General features: G+C 41.3%; 21 protein-coding genes. 3 read left to right on the forward strand and 18 right to left on the reverse strand.

Annotated elements, in window-relative coordinates; all coding sequences use genetic code 11:
- Position 1 precedes the first annotated feature (1 nt).
- From ACFPRA_RS01065 to ACFPRA_RS01110, 10 genes are all read right to left on the reverse strand, one after another.
- On the reverse strand, positions 2–1,306 hold the full coding sequence (locus ACFPRA_RS01065; RefSeq protein WP_381429561.1) for a DUF4179 domain-containing protein: 1,305 nt from the start codon (positions 1,304–1,306) through the stop codon (positions 2–4).
- Positions 1,307–1,804, reverse strand: coding sequence for a sigma-70 family RNA polymerase sigma factor (locus ACFPRA_RS01070; protein ID WP_381429563.1), 498 nt, complete (start codon positions 1,802–1,804; stop codon positions 1,307–1,309).
- Between the two features lie 113 nt (positions 1,805–1,917).
- Entirely contained in the window at positions 1,918–3,777 is a 1,860-nt protein-coding gene (locus ACFPRA_RS01075) for an ABC transporter ATP-binding protein (RefSeq protein ID WP_381429565.1), read from the reverse strand.
- A complete protein-coding gene (locus ACFPRA_RS01080; protein ID WP_381429567.1) occupies positions 3,774–5,498 on the reverse strand; it encodes an ABC transporter ATP-binding protein in 1,725 nt (574 codons plus the stop codon). Before ACFPRA_RS01080 ends, ACFPRA_RS01075 begins: the two co-directional genes overlap by 4 nt.
- A 37-nt stretch (positions 5,499–5,535) precedes the next feature.
- Positions 5,536–6,576, reverse strand: a complete 1,041-nt coding sequence (locus tag ACFPRA_RS01085) for a HAMP domain-containing sensor histidine kinase (RefSeq protein WP_381429569.1) — start codon at positions 6,574–6,576, stop codon at positions 5,536–5,538.
- The gene (locus ACFPRA_RS01090) at positions 6,573–7,247 is read right to left on the reverse strand and encodes a response regulator transcription factor (protein WP_381429571.1); all 675 of its coding nucleotides are present in this window, start codon (positions 7,245–7,247) and stop codon (positions 6,573–6,575) included. Before ACFPRA_RS01090 ends, ACFPRA_RS01085 begins: the two co-directional genes overlap by 4 nt.
- Before the next feature lie 319 nt (positions 7,248–7,566).
- Positions 7,567–7,995 carry a MarR family winged helix-turn-helix transcriptional regulator gene (locus tag ACFPRA_RS01095; protein ID WP_381429573.1) on the reverse strand — a complete coding sequence of 143 codons (429 nt, stop codon included), beginning with the start codon at positions 7,993–7,995 and terminating at the stop codon, positions 7,567–7,569.
- A gap of 100 nt (positions 7,996–8,095) precedes the next feature.
- Positions 8,096–8,473, reverse strand: a complete 378-nt coding sequence (locus tag ACFPRA_RS01100) for a sporulation protein (RefSeq protein ID WP_381429575.1) — start codon at positions 8,471–8,473, stop codon at positions 8,096–8,098.
- On the reverse strand, positions 8,470–9,711 hold the full coding sequence (locus ACFPRA_RS01105) for an AI-2E family transporter (protein WP_381429577.1): 1,242 nt from the start codon (positions 9,709–9,711) through the stop codon (positions 8,470–8,472). The genes ACFPRA_RS01100 and ACFPRA_RS01105 overlap by 4 nt, the downstream gene beginning before the upstream one ends.
- 25 nt (positions 9,712–9,736) lie before the next feature.
- Positions 9,737–10,696 (reverse strand): LCP family protein, encoded by a 960-nt coding sequence (locus ACFPRA_RS01110; protein ID WP_381429579.1) that lies wholly within the window; start codon positions 10,694–10,696, stop codon positions 9,737–9,739.
- 292 nt (positions 10,697–10,988) lie between these two features.
- On the opposite strand from ACFPRA_RS01110, the gene ACFPRA_RS01115 reads away from it, so the two are divergent.
- Both ACFPRA_RS01115 and msrA read left to right on the forward strand, forming a co-directional pair.
- Positions 10,989–11,093, forward strand: coding sequence for a YjcZ family sporulation protein (locus tag ACFPRA_RS01115; RefSeq protein WP_381429581.1), 105 nt, complete (start codon positions 10,989–10,991; stop codon positions 11,091–11,093).
- A 136-nt stretch (positions 11,094–11,229) separates the two neighbouring features.
- Entirely contained in the window at positions 11,230–11,760 is a 531-nt protein-coding gene (gene msrA, locus ACFPRA_RS01120; RefSeq protein WP_381429583.1) for a peptide-methionine (S)-S-oxide reductase MsrA, read from the forward strand.
- A gap of 66 nt (positions 11,761–11,826) precedes the next feature.
- Here msrA and ACFPRA_RS01125 read toward each other — a convergent pair whose 3' ends face one another.
- The 6 genes from ACFPRA_RS01125 to ACFPRA_RS01150 form a co-directional block, all read right to left on the reverse strand.
- A complete protein-coding gene (locus tag ACFPRA_RS01125) occupies positions 11,827–13,023 on the reverse strand; it encodes an MFS transporter (protein ID WP_381429585.1) in 1,197 nt (398 codons plus the stop codon).
- A 254-nt stretch (positions 13,024–13,277) separates the two neighbouring features.
- The gene (locus ACFPRA_RS01130) at positions 13,278–13,979 is read right to left on the reverse strand and encodes a peptidoglycan recognition protein family protein (protein WP_381429587.1); all 702 of its coding nucleotides are present in this window, start codon (positions 13,977–13,979) and stop codon (positions 13,278–13,280) included.
- A 38-nt stretch (positions 13,980–14,017) separates the two neighbouring features.
- Positions 14,018–14,263 carry a hypothetical protein gene (locus ACFPRA_RS01135; RefSeq protein WP_381429589.1) on the reverse strand — a complete coding sequence of 82 codons (246 nt, stop codon included), beginning with the start codon at positions 14,261–14,263 and terminating at the stop codon, positions 14,018–14,020.
- Between the two features lie 411 nt (positions 14,264–14,674).
- Positions 14,675–14,932: a holin gene (locus ACFPRA_RS01140; protein WP_381429591.1), complete on the reverse strand. Its 258-nt coding sequence runs from the start codon at positions 14,930–14,932 to the stop codon at positions 14,675–14,677.
- Positions 14,933–15,267: 335 nt separating this feature from the next.
- Positions 15,268–15,639: a hypothetical protein gene (locus ACFPRA_RS01145; protein ID WP_381429593.1), complete on the reverse strand. Its 372-nt coding sequence runs from the start codon at positions 15,637–15,639 to the stop codon at positions 15,268–15,270.
- A 220-nt stretch (positions 15,640–15,859) separates the two neighbouring features.
- Positions 15,860–16,618: a class I SAM-dependent methyltransferase gene (locus ACFPRA_RS01150; protein WP_381429595.1), complete on the reverse strand. Its 759-nt coding sequence runs from the start codon at positions 16,616–16,618 to the stop codon at positions 15,860–15,862.
- A gap of 236 nt (positions 16,619–16,854) precedes the next feature.
- Here ACFPRA_RS01150 and ACFPRA_RS01155 point away from each other — a divergent pair.
- A protein-coding gene (locus ACFPRA_RS01155; protein WP_381429597.1) for an IS3 family transposase occupies positions 16,855–18,209 on the forward strand; the annotation gives its coding sequence in 2 pieces (ribosomal slippage) (positions 16,855–17,308 and positions 17,308–18,209; 1,356 coding nt in all).
- A gap of 83 nt (positions 18,210–18,292) precedes the next feature.
- On the opposite strand, the gene ACFPRA_RS01160 is transcribed toward ACFPRA_RS01155, so the two are convergent.
- Together ACFPRA_RS01160 and ACFPRA_RS01165 are read right to left on the reverse strand one after the other, a co-directional pair.
- Positions 18,293–18,670, reverse strand: coding sequence for a hotdog family protein (locus tag ACFPRA_RS01160; RefSeq protein ID WP_381429599.1), 378 nt, complete (start codon positions 18,668–18,670; stop codon positions 18,293–18,295).
- A gap of 151 nt (positions 18,671–18,821) precedes the next feature.
- Positions 18,822–18,971 (reverse strand): hypothetical protein, encoded by a 150-nt coding sequence (locus tag ACFPRA_RS01165; RefSeq protein ID WP_381429601.1) that lies wholly within the window; start codon positions 18,969–18,971, stop codon positions 18,822–18,824.
- Positions 18,972–19,135 lie beyond the last annotated feature (164 nt).

Raw genomic sequence — 19,135 nt, forward strand, 5'->3', positions numbered from 1 at the left:
CCTATTCATTAAGCGGAATATCAATTTCCACTTTACCATCCAAATACATCGGGTAGCTATTAATATTGAATCGAATTGGATTCATTTCATGCTCAAAATCAAAGGTTGATACAGCTGTGACATAAGGCGCCTCTCTACTAACATGCATTTCAATTAGATTACTACTGATATCATTGCCTACTTGGTCCACTATTTCAGCCAATAGTAGCCAACTACCAGGTGGATAGGTAACTTCCAATGCATCGGCCGATGGTACTTGAACATCAATATCCAGTTCACTTGGCACATACAACACTTTCTGTTGCTCAAAATCGACTTCGATATAGTCCGAGCCTTTTGGAAGTGCTTCAATTCCCTCCATCGCTAACGTTAATTTTTTCGGCTCCCTGAAGTAATTGCTTTGCATAGAGATGCTTACTTCACCGTCACGTAAATTGCGGACCCCACCATCGCCATTTATTGGTTGACCCCAAATTTCACCATTCTCATCGATCAAGCGAACCGATGTGAATTTTAATAACCGCATTGTGTTTTGTTCATCAGCAGCGAGTCGAATTTCTGCACGCAACGGCGAAATTTTTAACTCCTTAACGTCAATGGTTTGACCATCTACAACAACGGATCGGTTCAATTCATATACTTTCGGTTCTTTGATTGGCTTGGTGAAAGTAAATGGCACGGTGAACTGTGTCTCTTCCCCATCACTCAAGTGCATATTAAATTCAAATGACAGATTGTCATTAGATAAATCATCGGCATACGTAATTTCAACTTTGTCTTCTTGTACAGTCCTTTCACCCGTTCGGGAGGTGGCGTAAGGACTTACGACACCAAATGGAATGCCTTGTTGCGTCACCTCTAAAGAAGTGATACTTACTTTGGAAAGATCTGAGGGGGATTCAAGCTTATAGAAGATCGTCATGCCCGAATGATCCGCTATGACACTCCGCAATGTCAGCGTATAATCGCCCTGTGTTTGTACAATTCCAAGATCTTCATAGTAATTATTGTCGACAATGTCATGGATTCCTTTATCAACAGCAATCATGCCCACAACAGAAGCAAAACCCGGGATTTTGGCCACAGCTTCCGCAACCGCTGGGGAAACGCGAATCGATGTCACAAACAGCAGCAATACAACTGTAGCGACACTTGCAACTGCATACAGACGGTGCTTTCTCTTCCTTGCCAGCCGATGACGTTGCACAGCCTTTGCACGCCCTTGGTGTAAGGCTTCGCTAGGGAATTGAATCGCTTCCAACTCCTTCTTCAGCTTCTGCCAATCCTGCCCGTTCAAGTTGGTCATTTACAGTTCCTCCTTTTCTACGAGTACACGTAATTTTTTTAACGTCGTATGTAGCCTTGATTTCACAGTACCTTCGGGAATTTGCTTCAGCTGTGCAATGTCCCCGTTCTTCATATCTTGAAAATATTTTAAGTAAATCAATTCCTGTTGTTCTTTTGGCAAACTTGCGATGATATCAGCCATTTCAAATGACTGCTGATCGGTCGATACAATTTCTACAGCTTGATTGTAGACAAATTTCTTTTGCTTCTTTTTCATATCTAAACAAATATTGATGAGTACGCGAACAAGCCATGTTGCTATGTATGTTGGTTCTTTTACGGTATGAATCTTTTTTAAAGCTCGATACGTCAGCTCCTGTACCGCCTCAACAGCATCGTGCTCGTTTTTCAAGTAAGCATAAGCTGTACGATAGAGCGTATCTTCATGTTGCGTCAAAAGCTCCACGATCGCCTGTTCATCACCCGCAATGGCCCGTTTTGCCAAATCAAATTCCATCCCCTCACCCCCTGTTACCTATTAGACCGTTCAATCTGACAAATCGTTCATTTTATTTTTTAAATAAAAATAGCTCATCCAATAAACCAGCTTATGGATGAGCTATTTATGAGTTATATTGCAGGTTTAGTAGAAAACTGACTGTTGTACAACTCCGCATAAAAGCCATTTTCCTGTAACAACTGCTCATGTGTTCCTTGTTCAATGACTTTCCCTTGATCCATCACAACAATGATATCGGCATCTCGAATGGTTGACAAGCGATGGGCAATAACGAAGCTCGTTCTGCCTTCCATTAAACGATTCATCGCTTGTTGAATAAGCACTTCTGTCCTCGTATCCACGCTTGACGTCGCTTCATCCAAAATCATAATCGATGGATTTGCCAGAACCGCACGGGCAATCGTGATCAATTGCTTCTGCCCTTGGGAAATGTTAGAAGCTTCCTCATTCAAAATCGTATCATAGCCATCCGGTAAAGTCCGGATGAAATGATCGGCATGCGCCATTTTCGATGCAGCAAAAATTTCTTCATCTGTTGCGCCTTCTTTTCCGAAAGCGATATTGTCTTTAATCGTCCCATTGAAGAGCCATGTATCTTGTAGCACCATTCCAAAAGTCGTTCGAAGATCCTGACGCGACATTTCTCTTGTATCAAAACCGTCAATGGTAATCTTCCCGCCATTTAACTCATAAAAGCGCATCAATAAATTGATCAACGTCGTTTTTCCGGCACCAGTCGGCCCTACAATAGCAACCGTTTGACCTGGGCGCACGTTTAGATTCATATTCTCAATCAACAAGTCATCCCCATAACCGAAGTCAACTTGTTCAAATGCAACCGCACCCTCAGCACGTGTCAAATGCACGACCGTTTCTTCTTGCACTTCTTCGGCTTCATCCAAAACTTCAAACACGCGCTCTGCCGCCGCAATGGTCGACTGAATGACATTCGCAATATTGGCCGTCTGCATGATCGGCTGAGTAAATTGGCGTGTATACGTAATAAACGCTTGAATATCCCCAATTGAAATCGCCCGCTGTGTGACCAAAATACCGCCTACGACACAAATGACAACGTAACTTAAGTTCCCGATCAACGACATCATCGGCATAATTATGCCCGAAATGAATTGCGCTTTACGGCCAGCATCATACAATTGTTCGTTCACTTCATCAAACTCGGCAAGAGCTTTCTTTTCATAATTAAACGCTTTGACAACTTGATGGCCCGTATACATCTCCTCAATATGCCCATTCAATTGACCGAGTGTCCGTTGTTGATCAGCAAAATGCTTTTGAGATCTTTTCAAGATCGGGCGAATGCCGAACATCGATAACGGTAAACTGACTAGCGCAATCAGCGTCAACACGGGACTAATATATAACATCATTCCAAGAATCCCAACAATCGTTACGAGGGAAGTGATAAATTGCGTCAAGCTTTGTTGCAACGTACTGCCGATCGTATCGATATCATTTGTCACCCGACTTAATGTTTCACCGACCGGTCGGCCATCGTAATATTTAAGTGGTAGCTTTTCCAATTTACCGTTGACGTCTTCCCGCAAATCATAGACGGTTTTTTGCGCAACACTTGACATGATGTATTGCTGAATATAGCTAAAGAGACTACTGATGACATATAAACCTGCCAGTAATAGGAGTAGCATACCGATCGCAGCAAAATCGATGGCTGCCCCTGGGACACCCGTGAACTTGCCGTAAGCTCCTTCAAATAACTCGGTAATCGCATTCCCCATTATTTTCGGACCGATGACCGAAAACACCGTACTCAAAATAGCTGTGAACAAAACGGCGATTAAATGCTTACGACGCGGTTTTAAATAGCCGATCAGACGGCGAAACGTACCTTTAAAATCCTTGGCTTTTTGCCCAGCCATCATCATATTTCCCCCGCCAGGTCCCATGGGGGCTCCGCCTTGTGGGCGTGAACGTTTTTGTTCACTCATGCGCTTTCCTCCTCCGAGATCTGTGACTCGACGATTTCACGATAGACCGTATTATTTTCCAACAGTTCTTGATGTGTACCGATGCCGGCAACTTCGCCTTTTTCCAATACGATGATTCGATCAGCATCCATGACCGTGCTCACTCGCTGGGCAACGATGATGACAGTCGCTTCTTTCGTTTCATCCTTCAGCGCTGCCCGCAATTGCGCATCTGTTTTATAGTCAAGTGCGGAAAAACTATCGTCAAAAATGTAGAGGTCAGGTTTTCGAACCAATGCACGTGCAATGGATAAACGCTGTTTTTGCCCGCCGGAAACATTCGTTCCTCCTTGTGCAATGACAGTGTCATATCCGTCTTTCATGTTCAGGATAAAATCTTCCGCTTGCGCAATGCGTGCAGCATGTTCGATTTCAGCTTGTGTGGCATCTTGTTTCCCAAAACGGATATTGTCTGCGATTGTTCCCGAAAACAGCAATGCTTTTTGTGGCACTAAACCGATTTTCGAACGCACTTCTTTTTGGGATGATTCATGAATATCGACACCATTGACCCTGATCGTTCCCGCAGTCACATCGTAAAACCGGGGTATCAAGTTGATCAGCGTTGTTTTTCCGGAACCTGTTCCCCCGATAATAGCCGTCACTTCTCCCGATTTCGCGGTAAAACTGATGTCCGATAAGGCAGGTTCCTCGGCTCCTGGATAGCTGAACGATACATTGTCATATTCAAGTGTTCCCCGCTCTTTATCCGCTTTTTGGGTGCCTTCATTCAAAAAAGTCGGTTGCATGGCGAGCACTTCATTGATCCGGTTCGCGGACACGGAAGCACGTGGTACCATGATAAACATCATAGAAGCCATGACAAGGGCGAACATGATTTGCATGACATATTGGATAAACGCCATTAAATCACCGATTTGCATACCGCCATTGTCGATTCGAATGCCACCGAACCAAATGACACCCACAACTGTTAAGTTCATCACTAACATCATGACCGGCATCAAAATCGCCATCACTTTATTCACTTTAATTGAAACATCGGTCAAGTCCTTATTGGCTTTCTGAAGACGGACCTGTTCTTGCTTTTCGCGGTTAAACGCACGGATGACACGAATACCTGTCAAGTTTTCACGCATGACAAGATTCAATCGATCCAGCCGTTTTTGTACCAATTTAAAAAGTGGAACGCCTTTATAAAGAATGAGCAAAACCGAAGCCGCGAGGACAGGGATCGTGGCAACGATGATTAACGATAATTTTGCATCCTTAGAAACAGCCATGATCAAGCCGCCGACAAACATGATCGGCGCACTGGCGACCATACGAAGCATCATCACGATCACTTGCTGAACTTGCGTAATATCATTCGTCGTTCTTGTAATCAAAGACGCAGTCCCAATTCTCTCCGCATCTTGGATTGAAAAACTCTCTACATGTTGAAAGACTTTCCGACGGATATCCCGGCCAAAGCCCATCGCAGCTTTTGAAGAATAATAACTCGCCGCGACGGATGCGATTGCGCCGAATGCAGCGACTAAAAGCATGATGCCTCCGATTTTCCAAATGTAAGGGATGTCCCCAATGACGACCCCTTTGTCAATAATATCCGCCATTAATGTCGGTAAAAAAAGGTCTGCCATCGATTGCACGAAAACGAGCATAAGTATTATCATGACAAGCCATTTATAGGCGGTAAAATGTTTCAGTAATTTTACCATTTCCCAAACTCTCCTTACTCTATAGATTCTCCAACCACTACTCCGTCCCTAACGGTAAACTAACAGTAAAGGTCGTTCCTTCATGCAATTGACTCTGTATATGAATCGAGCCGTCGTGCATGTCGATAATTTTTTGGGCAATGGATAAACCTAATCCGCTACCACCTAACGTACGGTTCCGTGATTTATCCACTTTATAGAAGCGTTCAAATATATGCTCCTGGTCTTCCTTGGTCATCCCCATTCCCGTATCTGCAATCGACACAACCGCTGTATCTCCTTGCTTGTAAAGCATGACCGTCAAGTTTCCACCGTCTGGGGTGAACTTGATACTATTGGTAATGAGATTAATCCACACTTGGCTCATCAATTCTTCATCGGCGGTAATTTCCACTTTATCCAAAGAAATATCCAATTCCAACGATTTTTTTAGCCATTGGGGTTCGCACGATAAGATGACTTCCCGTACTTGTTTATCCAATCGATACACGATCGGTTCAAAAGGATGATGTTGGGACTCGATGGATGTCAGCTTCAACAGATTATCGCTCAAATTGGCTAATCGTCTGCTTTCCGTCTCAATGATTCCAAGATAATGTTGACGTTCTTCCATCGTTAAATCAGATTGTTTTAATACATTAGCAAAACCGCTAATGGAAGCAAGTGGTGATTGGATTTCATGGGAGACATTCGAGATAAACTCTTGGCGCAGCTCCTCCATCTGATTCAGCTCCTCCGCCATCTCATTGATTCCTTCTACAATTTTGCCAAAAGGATGATCCTTTTTATGTTCAAATTGGTTGGCTACCTTGAAATTATAATCGCCTTTGGAAATTCTTTTCATTGCATTAATCATCACAGTAAAAAAATCTATTCGCTTTGGATGTGCACGCTTTGAAATCGTCCATATCGTGACAATGATCAATAAAATCATGACAAATAACGTTAACAATCCTCTAGAAAAATCACTCGTGTTCATGTTCCATTCTTTGTATAGAAACGATGTTCCGACATATGCCGCGGACCAAAAGAAGACAATGCCGGCGACCATTGTCCCCAACCGTAAAATTTTACTCATTCCATTCCCTCAAGACGGTAGCCCAATCCCCGGATGGTACGTATTTTGAAACCGCTGGTCGTATCCGGGAAACGCTCGCGCAACCGGTTAATATGCACATCAACTGTTCGATCTGTTCCTTCATAATCAAAACCCCATATATCTTCAATCAGTTGTTCCCTCGAAAATGTCTTCCCAGGATAGCTGGCCAATTTAAAGAGTAGCTCAAATTCCTTCAATGGCAACTCCACACGTCTGTTTTCTACCAACACTTCATATGTATTGCGATCCATCATCAGCCCACCGATTTGCACTGTCTGTGAAATGGCAATTCGATAGCGTTTTAGTAATGCCTTTACACGCACAACCAACTCCGCAGGTTCGAATGGCTTAACGAGATAATCATCGGTTCCTAGTTCAAACCCCTTCACTTTTTGAGTCGTGTCGCCTTTGGCCGTTAGCATCAGTAAAGGAATATCATACTGTTTACGGATTTCCCGGCATAACTCCCACCCGTCCATGTTAGGCATCATAATATCCAGGATGACCAGGTCTGCCTTCATTGACTCAAGCGTCGCTAATGCTTCCACCCCATCAGAGGATTCTACAATTTCAAAGCCCGCAGGCCGCAAGAAAAGCCCAACCAATTCCCGCATATGCGGATCATCATCCACGATCAATATGTTTGTCATGCGTGAGTCCCTACTTTCTCTTTTTGTCGATATGCTCATTTTATGAAATCTATATAAACGGAGTATAAACAGAATCCGATTTCGTATAGAAAAAAATAAATACGATGTAGTATGTGCGATACCTCCTCAAGCTCGTAGTTAAACCAATTCAAATAGGCGAATTTGGAGTTAGTTGCACAATGCAAATAAACAGTTTCATTATCTTGATGAACTTCTTTTATAAATCGACAAGCATTTGCAATTTACAAAGGACACGTTTTCAATACTTGCATATTGCAACTATCGGAGGGGATAGTCATTTGTAGAACACAAATTCGACTTACCCCTTCTCTTTACCTTTGCTTTCTTGTAATTTTCCATCCAAAGCTTGCAAGGAACGAAGAACGGTTTCTCGCTCGAAATCATTCATCGTCGCGAAGGCACTTTTCATTTTAGCCGCGATGATTTCATTGATGGAATTTACCACCTGTCTTCCTTTCTCGGTTAATGAGAGAATATGAATCCGCCGATCTCCTTCAAATGGCGTTCTTGCGACCAATTCTTTCTTCTCCAATGTCCTGATTTGCCGGGAAAAAGTCGTAATATCCATACCAACAGCATCGGCAACCATTTGCATCGAGGGTTTCGATAACAAGGATAACTCATAAATAATCGTGCTTTGAACGGTGGAAATATTGTCGCAGCTCGATTTATGAATGCTTTGCATGCTCTTCGATAATGAATAAAAAATAGGTACGATCTTTTCCATTCAGAACTCCCCTTTTTCAATCTTTTTTCAATTATACAAGATTTGAAGAAGCTTGACGAAAAAACGCGCCCTCCACATCGGGGCGCGTTTTCTCGTCAAGTTAATCATAACTGATTCGGTCTTCATCTTGCAGCGTCATGCCATCTTTCAAATATACGGTGGTCCGTAAGATGAGCATCTCGGCATCGGATTGGGTTTCCCATCTTTCATCAGGTACCATTTCAAATGCAATCATCCACGTCTCTTTAGACTTCGTGTCACTCATCAGTTCAGCGGAATGTCTAGCAATGGCCGTATTGTCTTCACCCGAGCGTTTCAACAAACTGATTTCAATATAATCGATCAGTTCTTCGCTGCCTTCTCCCTCGATGTAAACCGTACCCGATAACGTTTCTCCAAATGCCATATTCGGACCATCGATGTTTGTCTCAATCGTCAACGTACCATGTTCAATCTTCGATAGAAATTGAATCATCATTTCTCTTCCTCCGCTTCTTGACTATCGGAATGTTCATAATGTAGATTTTCATTAGGTTCATATCTATTATACCGCATTTTGAATAATTCGAATAAATGAGTGACAACCACTTTCAACAACGCATAGCCCGGTATCCCGAGAATGACACCTGCCACTCCAAAAATCGAACCCGCTGTCAGTAGAACAAATATAATGGTAATCGGATGGATATGTAAGGATTTACCCATAATTTGAGGAGAAATAAACTTCCCTTCCACCAATTGAACAATCGTCCAGACAACTGCCAATTTAATAAGCATCAATGGTGAAGTGACGATCGCAATGATCGCAGCGGGTGTAATGGCGATGATCGGTCCCAAATAAGGGACAACACTTGTAAACATAGCCAGTACCCCAAGTAACAACGCATACTTCATACCGATGATGAAAAATCCGATGGAAACCATAATACCGATACAAATAGCTACAAGGATTTGCCCTTGGACATAAGAACTGATTTGACGATCCGCATCGTGAAAAATGATTTTCGCATCGTCCCGCATACGAGGTGGTAACATCTTCAAAATATGTTTCGGAAGTTTTTCCCCGTCCTTTAATAAGTAAAATAAGATGAAAGGAACAGTAACAATGGCTAGAACAAAGCCTGTCAAAGCAGATATGAAGGATGTCACACCACTTGCAATTCCGCCAATCGTATCAGTGAATAGCTTCCCGATATTCCCTTGAATGGATTCCAATATCGTATTGACATTGATATCCAGTCCTTCATAATAAGAAGCGAAAATGGAAGAACGTAAAAAAGTGTCAGTATTGATGAGTAATTCACTGAAATAAGTAGGGAATTCCTCAACAAGATTATGGAACTGGATTTTTAAAAATGGATAGACCAGAAAGACAAGCAGTGTCACGAGACCAGCGACACCGAGGAATAGGATCAAGATCCCCCAGATGCGCGATATTCTGATTTTTTCCAGTAAACGCAAAATCGGTCGCAACAAATAATAAGCGATCGTGGCTAAAAGTACCGGTAATACAACGGTTGAAAAGAAAACCGTAATCGGATAAAAAATAAATGAAATCCGATTGTAAATCAGTATAATGAAACCGATCAGTAAAATGGAAACGAGGACGAACAACGTACTTCGTCCCCCAAGAAATCGAATCACATTAGATGCTTGTCCGGGTTTCCGTTCCGGTCCTATTTTGTTACTTGTTTTACCTTCTTCATTTAACCCCATAGACATCCCCTTCCCTACTTAACGTTCAATCTAACTGCATGCCAAGGAAATTGGCAATCGCTTCTTTGTTTTTTTCAATATCCAATTCAATGACGGAACCTGCGTGCGGATAACGCTCGAATGAATAGGTCCCTTCCACTGGAACTGTCATCGTTTCAATGTCTGCCCCCTTATTCAATAACAAGGTCATAGCCCGTGTAATCTCGTCTTTGGATGTTAAATCTGTTTTGATAAATCCGGTTAAGGCGCCGGCCAGTTTCGGTACGTTAGCAATCATGCCAGGTCGCATCGCTTCTCCTTTCATCGCGGAGATAACTTCCTGTTGGCGTGCCACACGGCCAAAATCCCCTTCAGCATCCGCGCGGAAACGGGCATAGCCAAGTAGTTCCTGTCCATTCAACCTTTTTCTCCCTGGCGTTAACGTCACACCGATTTTTTCGGACATTTCTTTTTTGACATCAATTTCTACACCCTTAGGAAAAGCGATGTCGACAATCGATTCAAAATTATCAAAGTCCACAATGGCATAATGGTGGATCGGAATGCCGAACATACCTGTTATTGTATCTTTTGCCGTCTGGACACCATTTAAATAATAAGCAGTATTCAATTTATAGGATTTATAGCCTGGAATATCCGCATAAATATCGCGCATGAACGATATAAGACGCATCGTCTTTTCTCCTTTATCCCAAGAAAGCACCATCATTGTATCGGTACGAGATCTGCCACTTCCATCATTATCTACACCTAGCAACAAATAATTCTCAATAGACGTATATTTCGGATCCACTGCGTCCCCTTGGAATGGTCCCGGGTCTATGACATTGCCTTTTGCAATCGATTTTCCTGCATTGTATTGAATGAGGGAATAAAATCCTGCCGCGATGAAACATAGTGTTGCGAGTGTAAAAATGACCCTGCCGATCCTTAGTCTTCTTTTCCTTCTCCTTTTCGGAATAGGCCCTTCGTATTGATCTTCCATTAATTGATTCCCCCAAAAAATGATCTTGCCAATAGGACGAACGAAAATTCTCTTGGTTGCGTCCCCTTGCGATCATTATACCATGGCGGTCTGTCGTTTTTCCGGTAAATTGATTTTGCCTCATGGGTCATGGTGAACTTCTCATTGGAATGTCTGATTCATGTTCTAATCGAAAATGAACCATTCTCCACCATCCTTTTGGGGAACAACGAACGCCATGACATTTTCCCAGTTCCACCTCACAACTCCGCATATAATACATTGATGTCCGTGCGAAAAGGGGGTATACAATATGGGACGTGAATACTGCGGAGGCGGAGGCTATGGTTCTTCATTTGCCTTAATTGTTGTGCTTTTCATTTTATTAATCATCATTGGCGCAAGCTTTGTATACTAAAAACGAGGTTTAAGAAAAGGCACCGCTCAATGGGAAACCTCTGGGATAAGGGCGCTTACAGGCGCTCTTATTTCGATTATTTCCTTTCTTCATATGATACAATTCAAGTATATAGACATGAAGGGTGTTGGTGAGTTTGACAGGCAAGAAATTAGAAAAAGCCGCATTTGCAGGTGGCTGTTTTTGGTGCATGGTGAAGCCGTTCAAAGAATGGGACGGCATTGAAGACGTTGTATCCGGCTATATGGGTGGTCATATTGAAAACCCTACATATGAAGTTGTCAAAAAAGGTGACTCCGGTCATTTGGAAGTCGTCGAGATTACATATGATCCTGCTGTTTTCTCCTATGAACAATTATTGGAGGTGTTCTGGCAGCAAATTGATCCGACAGATGCGGAAGGACAATTTCATGACCGTGGCCATTCCTACACTACCGCCATCTTCCACTATTCGGATGATCAACGTAAAATCGCCGAAGCGTCAAAAGAGAAACTGAGTTCGAGCGGAATCTTCTCAAAACCGATCGTTACGCCAATTCGCCCGGCAGAAACGTTTTACCGTGCAGAAGAGTATCATCAAGATTATTATGTAAAAGAAAGAGACCATTATGAAGAAGACCGTGCACGTTCCGGACGAGATACATTTATCGCAAACCATTGGTCCTAATATACTCTAATGCATACAAAAATGAGCCTGGTTTTGATCCAGCTCGTTTTTGTATGCACGTCTTCCCTACTTGCTATTCTTTTTATCGCCAATCAAAAATGTCAGGAGGATCATCAGCACATACAGCATCAACATAATGATGAACGTATAGTGATGATTGGAAGTCCAGTCATACATCAAAGCAATGAGGAGCGGCAATAATCCTCCCATGATGAACCCACCTGTTTGCATCATCGCTGTCCATTCATTCGTTTCTTCGGCCGTTTCTGTTTCATCGAGCGGAAATAATAATGCCGCTGGGAATAGGCCGCCAAGCGGAATTCCAATGATGAACGCCCCTATCCACATAAGCGAGTGGATCCCCGTCCAAAATAAGATGATTGCTATCATTCCTGAAATCAAAATAAACAGAAGCCAAAACTTACGTGCCGGAAAACGTTGCATCAATAGGGGAATGAGGATATTCATGAAGATCTGGACAGTCATCATAATACTAAGAAGTGTACTTGCCTGAAGCAAAGTCATTCCGGCGGACATGGCAATCGGTGCCAACCAAGTCGTAATGGAAAAGAAGGCGGCTGATTGAGAGCCGAAAAAGAGAAGGAACAACCACGCTTTCCAAGATTTCCACGGTGAACCTGCCTTTTTCCGTTTTTCATGGACAGCCAACGGTGCTTGTTGACGAACTTCCCCCTGCCCTTTAACGGCCAAAAACCAAGAGACAAAACCGATCAACGCCAATACAGCCCAAATGCTCAATGCGAAAAGATAAGATCCAGTCGCTTCATAAAAGACAGCAGTCAACCCTGCACTCGCTGCCGATCCAACGCCCATTCCGAATGAATAGATGCCGATAACCGATGCGGCACGATCAGGAAAATTTTGTTTGATCATCGCGGATAATAGTGGGCCGATGACTGCGATTGCGATGCCGACAACGAAAGCCGTACTAAGCAACACCGGCAATCCCGTTACGAAACCCCGTAGCGCTGTTGTCAGCCCGATGAGCGTAATCATGACAAACATCGTACGTTTCAATCCGAATATCCGGTTCAACAGCGGTGCCAAAGACGCAAAAATCCCCATGCAGATGACGGGAATGGAGGTGAGAAGGGTGACTTGTGCATTCGATAGCGTCAGCTCTTCCCGAATCGTTTCAAGCATAGGTCCGATGGATGTAATAGCAGGACGCATATTGACGGATATCGCGAAAATCGCGATAAGAAGGAAGACGGATTTTGGCATCGTCATATTATTAGACATTGACATTTCCCTTTCTTATTGGTGAACCCTTATTGAGCATACGGAATTTAACCATTTGCACAGTTTGAGCGGAATGTAAAAATTCCCTTTCCTAGCATAACATCCTTCTGTCGATTCGTGTAGGCTTCCCCCTTGAAGTTTCCACATTAGATCACCAATCTCTTCCCATTCAGGATACCCCTATTTCTAAAGCAATGGCGAAGTCAAAGAAAAAAGCGATTGTTCGCATATGGAACGTTCGCTATTTTCCTTTCCTACTCCCACTGATCAATGTACACTTTTAAAGCAAGTGCATCATCGAGGGACAATTTTCCCGCTATAAAATCGTTTAGCCATTTATCCGAAATTTTTCCCTCTTTCACGGCGTCTGTTAAGAACTGTTCAAAGGCTTGCTTTAATGTTGCCGAACTTGGAGCAAACATGCGTATTTCCCCCTTTTTAGGCGTCGTTGGCTTTGGTGGCGCATTCAACTCTCTCAATTTTGCTGCAATCCGGTTTTTCACAGATTGTAATCGCCCTTCGCTCAGAATGCGATGGGGGCATCGTTTACCCGACCAATCCCGGTGCCATTTCACACGATCAATTCCCCAACCATATTGTTTTAAAACATGAGCGATATATAGCACGGCATTTTCCTCTGCCGCTTCATATTTAGGGCCGCCTGATTGACTAAAGCAAATTTCAACCCCGATACTTGCCCGATTCCCTTTTCCCTGTCCATCTCCGGCATGCCATGCATTACGGTCAAATGGAATTGCCCGAACAACATGGATATCATCGATTGCAACATGAAAGCTGACAACTGATGTGTTTCTAGTCATATAGGCAATCTCATTGAGAGCTGTCGCATCATTGGCTGTGTTGTGAATCGTAATATATTCCGGCGTCATCGGAAATGTCGCTTTTAAAGGATACAAAGAGGTCGGGATATACCGATTGACTATTGTATAGGCCATTTAATCCCCTTCTTTAAATAATTAAGTTTGTAAAACCTTTATTCATCACTCCTTTCGACCGTATTTTTCGCCCCTGAATAGAGCCCTGAAGCGGATAACCCTAACATTGCGCCGACGAGTATCCCCTGCTTTACATCGAAGTCGGTCACATAGACGACTCCTACGGCAATTCCGATGATCAAAGCGATAAACGGTAACACTTTTTTATTTACACCAGCCCTTTTAAACAACTCCACGATACCCAAAATCAATGGAATAATCACAACATCGTAGATTTCAAACATTTCCTCACCTCTTTCCCTTCTATTATTTTATGAATAGCTTTGTCCATTCGGTAACGGCCTGCTTCCCGCATACCTAACCTTAATTTCACATCTATTCCAACGTCTTTGAACATTGGTAGTGTCCTTAAATTCGTGCTATAATTTTTTCATAACGCATTATCCACCATAAATAACCTAGAAACCTCGCCAAATCAAGGTTTTGTGTAGTTGTTGTTTAATTACTGTTACGCAAGATAATGCATTGAAAAACTCCGAATTGGGGCTAAATTGGGGCAAATTAAAAACTGTTGTGGCGCCTTCATGTATTATGGATTTGTCTTGCTAACAATGTAATGATATTGGAGACGACTGCTCATGCTGTCGTTTTTCTTTTAAAGTCATAACGGGCGTAAATTTTTAATGTTAGCCATATCACTTCACATCCTTGGTCATTCCGTCATGCTTGTTACCAAGCTCAAACAATCCATTCGCTGACAGTCCAGCCAAGCCCCCTACCCATAAACGCAACACATCCGTAAACGGCGATGCCGCAAAGCCAATAAAAATACCCACCGCAAATGCGATGAGTGGAATGTAGTTTTTCGGGATATTTACGGTTACTTTAACCAGCTGCACCACCGCTAAGATGATTGATGCCAAAATCGTTGCAAAGATTAATACGTCTGTCATGATATTACCTTCATTTTTTTAATGATTACTTGTTCACAGTAGTGCCAGTAAGGCAACAATGACTGCTCCCACGATCGTTATGCCTGCCTAAAACACAAGCTTTTCAATCTTATCGATCCGCCGATGCGCCAATTTAGTACTTGCCAGGGCATCGCAAGTAATCGACTTTGCCTCGTCCGCCGTGTACTGCACATCCGTCATAACGTCGATTTTATTCTCGACACGTACAACACGCTCTCGGATGTCGGACAATAACCTTTCAGTTGTTTCCCTGTAAACACCGTCCTTTCGTCAAAAGAAAAAGAACGCCCGTGATTGGGCGTTCTAAAAATTAATTATTCCAATGTATTAATCACTTTCAAACCCTCTAGAAGAGTTCTTGCATCTTCATTAAGGTATTGCTTTACATCTTCTCTCATTAATAAGTTTGTGTTGTTTTTGACCGATAACTTTAGTCCTCTTAAATCAAATTTAGAAGCATAGGCATTTATAGAATAAATCACATTCATCTCTTGACGATTTAACGGAATAACTCCTGCGTCTGTTCTGTTTATTATAAAATCTAACAAAGACCTAGCATTGCCCCGAAGGAGATGTTTGTTCTGATTTAATAATTCTTGATTGTCCTCGATATATTTTCTTGCTCTGACTAAATCCAAATTATCTAAGCATTGGTTGATTTTCTTCACCAGTTCTACAATATCCAATTAATAATCTCCTTTAGCCTACTTAATAATACTGTTATCGGTTAGATAATTATTTTATTTATAGTTAAAGGCCTATTCCTGAAGCTGTAAACAAAAAGAACGCCCAATGGACGTTCTAAAATGGTAAATACTCATATTCTCTTATTACGCATTATGATGCGATATAAAAAGCCAATAATTTACGTTGACTTCTTTCAACTAAGCGCCTGAGAATGGAAGATTATTTCTTAACAATGGCTTCAAATGTAATTACTTGAGTTGGATCTGTTGGGTATTGTCCGTACTTATAATCTGCTGAGATAATTATATCCTCAAACCCAATCTGTTCAAGAATCATTTTAAACTCTTCAATTCCGTACCAACGAAGTGGAAATCGCTCTAATTCTGTTTGTATAAGTTTTCCGTTGTCCCACTTTTCATAGCGATTATGAGAAACTGTGTATTGATTAACATGGTCAACTTCGACAATTTTATCTTCTAATGTGATCATACCACCACTCTTAGATTCCCACTTTCTCGTCGATATTTTGTTTGTCGATACCTCGGTTTGTAAAAATATATCTACTATAAGCATGCCACCATTAGAGAGATGACTGAAAAAGTTTTTTAATGCTTTAATGGAGTCCTCTCTTTTATGTAGAAGCAAGAATGTGCCCGTTGGTATGATAATCGCTTCATATTCTGCATCTAATGAAAACGACTCCATTTTTCCTTTAAATAGTTTTGGCTTCAGCCCTCTTTTTTCACAATTATTTCGGCATATTTTTAACATTTCTTCTGAAACATCGAAACCGTCAACTTTCAAACCTTTTTCTAAAAGTGGAATAAGAATGCGTCCCGTACCTACTCCTGGTTCAAGAATATTACCTGTACAAGAAGCTAATCTATCACTATAAAATTCCACATCTCCAAATGAAAGACCAATATATTTGTCTAAGTCATATACCTCCGATGAGAGCTTGCTATAATAACCCAACATATACTTATCACCTTCTTTCGTTAAGTCCAGTTTTTTATCTGCTTTCAGATTATAATAAACTATACAATTAAGAAACTCAATCTACATCTAGCTAGTCCGTTAGTTGAATAATAAAACACCTACTAAAAAGTTTTGCTGCTACATATTTTGGTCCAGATGTGATATAAAGAAGCCAACGATTTGAACTGCACCCCAATTGTTAGACACAATCTAACAATTGGAGGTGCAGTTTTTCTATGGCTAAATTTACAAGCGATATAAAATTAACGATTATTCAGGGCTATAATTCGAAAGTAATTTCCCAATCGGACTATGCAAAACAAATGGGTGTTACCAAAGCACAATTCCAATATTGGTTGAAGCTCTATGAATTACAAGGTGAAGAAGGACTAAAGAATACCTATACAAACTGTTCTATTGGATTTAAACTAGACGTACTAAACTACATGGTTCAATCGGGTGCGTCATTAATGGATACTGCAGCTCTCTTTAAAATTTCTAGTTATACAATGGTGTATGACTGGGAGAAGAAGATGGAGGTTGGCGGTGTAGAAGCCCTTGAACCAAGACAAAAGGGGCGTCCATCCATGAAAAATGAATCCACACAACAATCTAAACAAGTATTAGCTGAAGACTCTAAAGAAGCACTTGAAGCACGTATTAAACAACTAGAAATGGAAAATGAGTATTTAAAAAAGTTGAATGCCTTAGTTCAAAACAAGGAAAAATCACCAAAGAAGACAAAGCACAAGTAGTCTATGAACTAAGGCATAAATATCCGGTGAAAGCACTCGTGAAGCTCGCTGGCATTCCGCGTAGCACTTATTATAATTTAGTGCAACGTATGAATCGTCCAGATCCAGATGCAGATTTAAAAGCGGAAATCAAAGCGATTTATGAAGAACATGAAGGACGATATGGCTATCGTCGTATTCGTGATGAACTGGAAAATCGAGGGCAAAATGTGAATCATAAAAAAGTTCAGCGCCTTATGAAAGAGATTGGTTTAAAGTGTATTGTGCGCATGAAAAAATATAAATCCTATAAAGGTACTGTTGGTAAAATTGCGCCAAACATTTTAGATCGTGATTTTACAGCGGCTGCCCCAAATGAAAAGTGGGTAACCGATATTACAGAGTTTAAATTATTCGGTGAGAAACTTTATGTATCACCTGTTTTAGATTTATTTAACGGTGAAATCATTACCTATACCATTGGCTCTAGACCAACGTATTCACTTGTCTCAGAGATGTTGGAGCGAGCTCTAGAAGACCTCCCTGAAGAACATCAGCTACTGATGCATTCAGACCAAGGCTGGCATTATCAAATGAAACAATATCGTTATACTCTTGAATCAAGAGGAATCGTGCAAAGCATGTCTCGTAAGGGGAACTGTTACGACAACTCAGTAATGGAGAATTTCTTTGGGATTATGAAGTCGGAATTCCTCTACCTAAAGGAGTTTGAAAGTGTGGAACAATTTAAAATAGAACTAGAAAAATATATCCATTATTATAATACGAAACGGATAAAGGCAAAATTAAAAATGAGTCCGGCGCAATACCGAACTCATTTTACCCAAGCTGCCTGATAAAATAACCGTGTCTAACTTTTAGGGGTCACTTCAATTTATGTTGGCTTTTTCAATTAAAACACCCGTTTGTTGAAGTAAGTTTAAAGAATTACTCCTGAAACGTTCCCTTTCAATACTTCTTTTTCATTCTGATTTTCACATAAAAAAGATGCAATAAAAGCTGTTCTATTATTTTCTTGTTTTTCGTATTTTTCAATTTTAACTTTACAAATTATTGTATCTCCCGTATAAACAGTTCTTAAAAACTCAAAATTCGTACTACGAGCCAGAACGTTATTATCTCCTGCTATTTTAGTTGGTAGAGTTGCCGTTAATAACCCTTGTATTACAAATCTTCCTTGTTCGTCTGGGGTTATGTGATGAATCCCTTCATCACCTGAAATCTCTGTAAATAATTCAACATCTCTTACTGTAAAAGTTCGTTCAAACGTAATTATATCTCCTGCTTTTAATGACACTTTAATTCCCCCCCCTTTTTATCTTTTCTGTATATTTAGGCAAAAAGGGAAAGAAATCCTTTTTTTACTCACCAACAATCAAAAACAAAAAATGCTACGGTTAAGATGCACCCGATACAGATGCTCCGATTTCCGACATAAAAAATACACCTCAACGGATGTTTTGCGGTGTTGCCAATATCAGATCAACTTCATCCTCTTTCAATCTTCCAAGTTTAGCCTGTCCACGAATAAATAATTCATTTATTCTTTTCATCATCCACATGTTCAATACGAACGGATAAACTAATGATTGTTGCAAATTACATCATTCCTTCCATCATCATTTGTAGCAATGCTTGCTCTGCCGCATCTAGTCGTTCTTTCAATTGCTCCATTTCAGTTGTTTCATCTTCGTTTGTGTACCACGCCGTCCCTGCTTCATAGTCCCAATGCAGGTTGTATGAGTTTATTCAATTCATCAAA

This window comes from Sporosarcina soli, from assembly GCF_042655805.1.
GTDB lineage: Bacteria > Bacillota > Bacilli > Bacillales_A > Planococcaceae > Sporosarcina > Sporosarcina soli.

Coding starts and splice junctions, on each gene's coding strand:
- ACFPRA_RS01065 (WP_381429561.1), bottom strand. CDS start 1,306: ATGACCAACTTGAACGGGCAGGATTGGCAGAAGCTGAAGAAGGAGTTG.
- ACFPRA_RS01070 (WP_381429563.1), bottom strand. CDS start 1,804: ATGGAATTTGATTTGGCAAAACGGGCCATTGCGGGTGATGAACAGGCG.
- ACFPRA_RS01075 (WP_381429565.1), bottom strand. CDS start 3,777: ATGAGTGAACAAAAACGTTCACGCCCACAAGGCGGAGCCCCCATGGGA.
- ACFPRA_RS01080 (WP_381429567.1), bottom strand. CDS start 5,498: ATGGTAAAATTACTGAAACATTTTACCGCCTATAAATGGCTTGTCATG.
- ACFPRA_RS01085 (WP_381429569.1), bottom strand. CDS start 6,576: ATGAGTAAAATTTTACGGTTGGGGACAATGGTCGCCGGCATTGTCTTC.
- ACFPRA_RS01090 (WP_381429571.1), bottom strand. CDS start 7,247: ATGACAAACATATTGATCGTGGATGATGATCCGCATATGCGGGAATTG.
- ACFPRA_RS01095 (WP_381429573.1), bottom strand. CDS start 7,995: ATGGAAAAGATCGTACCTATTTTTTATTCATTATCGAAGAGCATGCAA.
- ACFPRA_RS01100 (WP_381429575.1), bottom strand. CDS start 8,473: ATGATGATTCAATTTCTATCGAAGATTGAACATGGTACGTTGACGATT.
- ACFPRA_RS01105 (WP_381429577.1), bottom strand. CDS start 9,711: ATGGGGTTAAATGAAGAAGGTAAAACAAGTAACAAAATAGGACCGGAA.
- ACFPRA_RS01110 (WP_381429579.1), bottom strand. CDS start 10,696: ATGGAAGATCAATACGAAGGGCCTATTCCGAAAAGGAGAAGGAAAAGA.
- ACFPRA_RS01115 (WP_381429581.1), top strand. CDS start 10,989: ATGGGACGTGAATACTGCGGAGGCGGAGGCTATGGTTCTTCATTTGCC.
- ACFPRA_RS01125 (WP_381429585.1), bottom strand. CDS start 13,023: ATGTCTAATAATATGACGATGCCAAAATCCGTCTTCCTTCTTATCGCG.
- ACFPRA_RS01130 (WP_381429587.1), bottom strand. CDS start 13,979: ATGGCCTATACAATAGTCAATCGGTATATCCCGACCTCTTTGTATCCT.
- ACFPRA_RS01135 (WP_381429589.1), bottom strand. CDS start 14,263: ATGTTTGAAATCTACGATGTTGTGATTATTCCATTGATTTTGGGTATC.
- ACFPRA_RS01140 (WP_381429591.1), bottom strand. CDS start 14,932: ATGACAGACGTATTAATCTTTGCAACGATTTTGGCATCAATCATCTTA.
- ACFPRA_RS01150 (WP_381429595.1), bottom strand. CDS start 16,618: ATGTTGGGTTATTATAGCAAGCTCTCATCGGAGGTATATGACTTAGAC.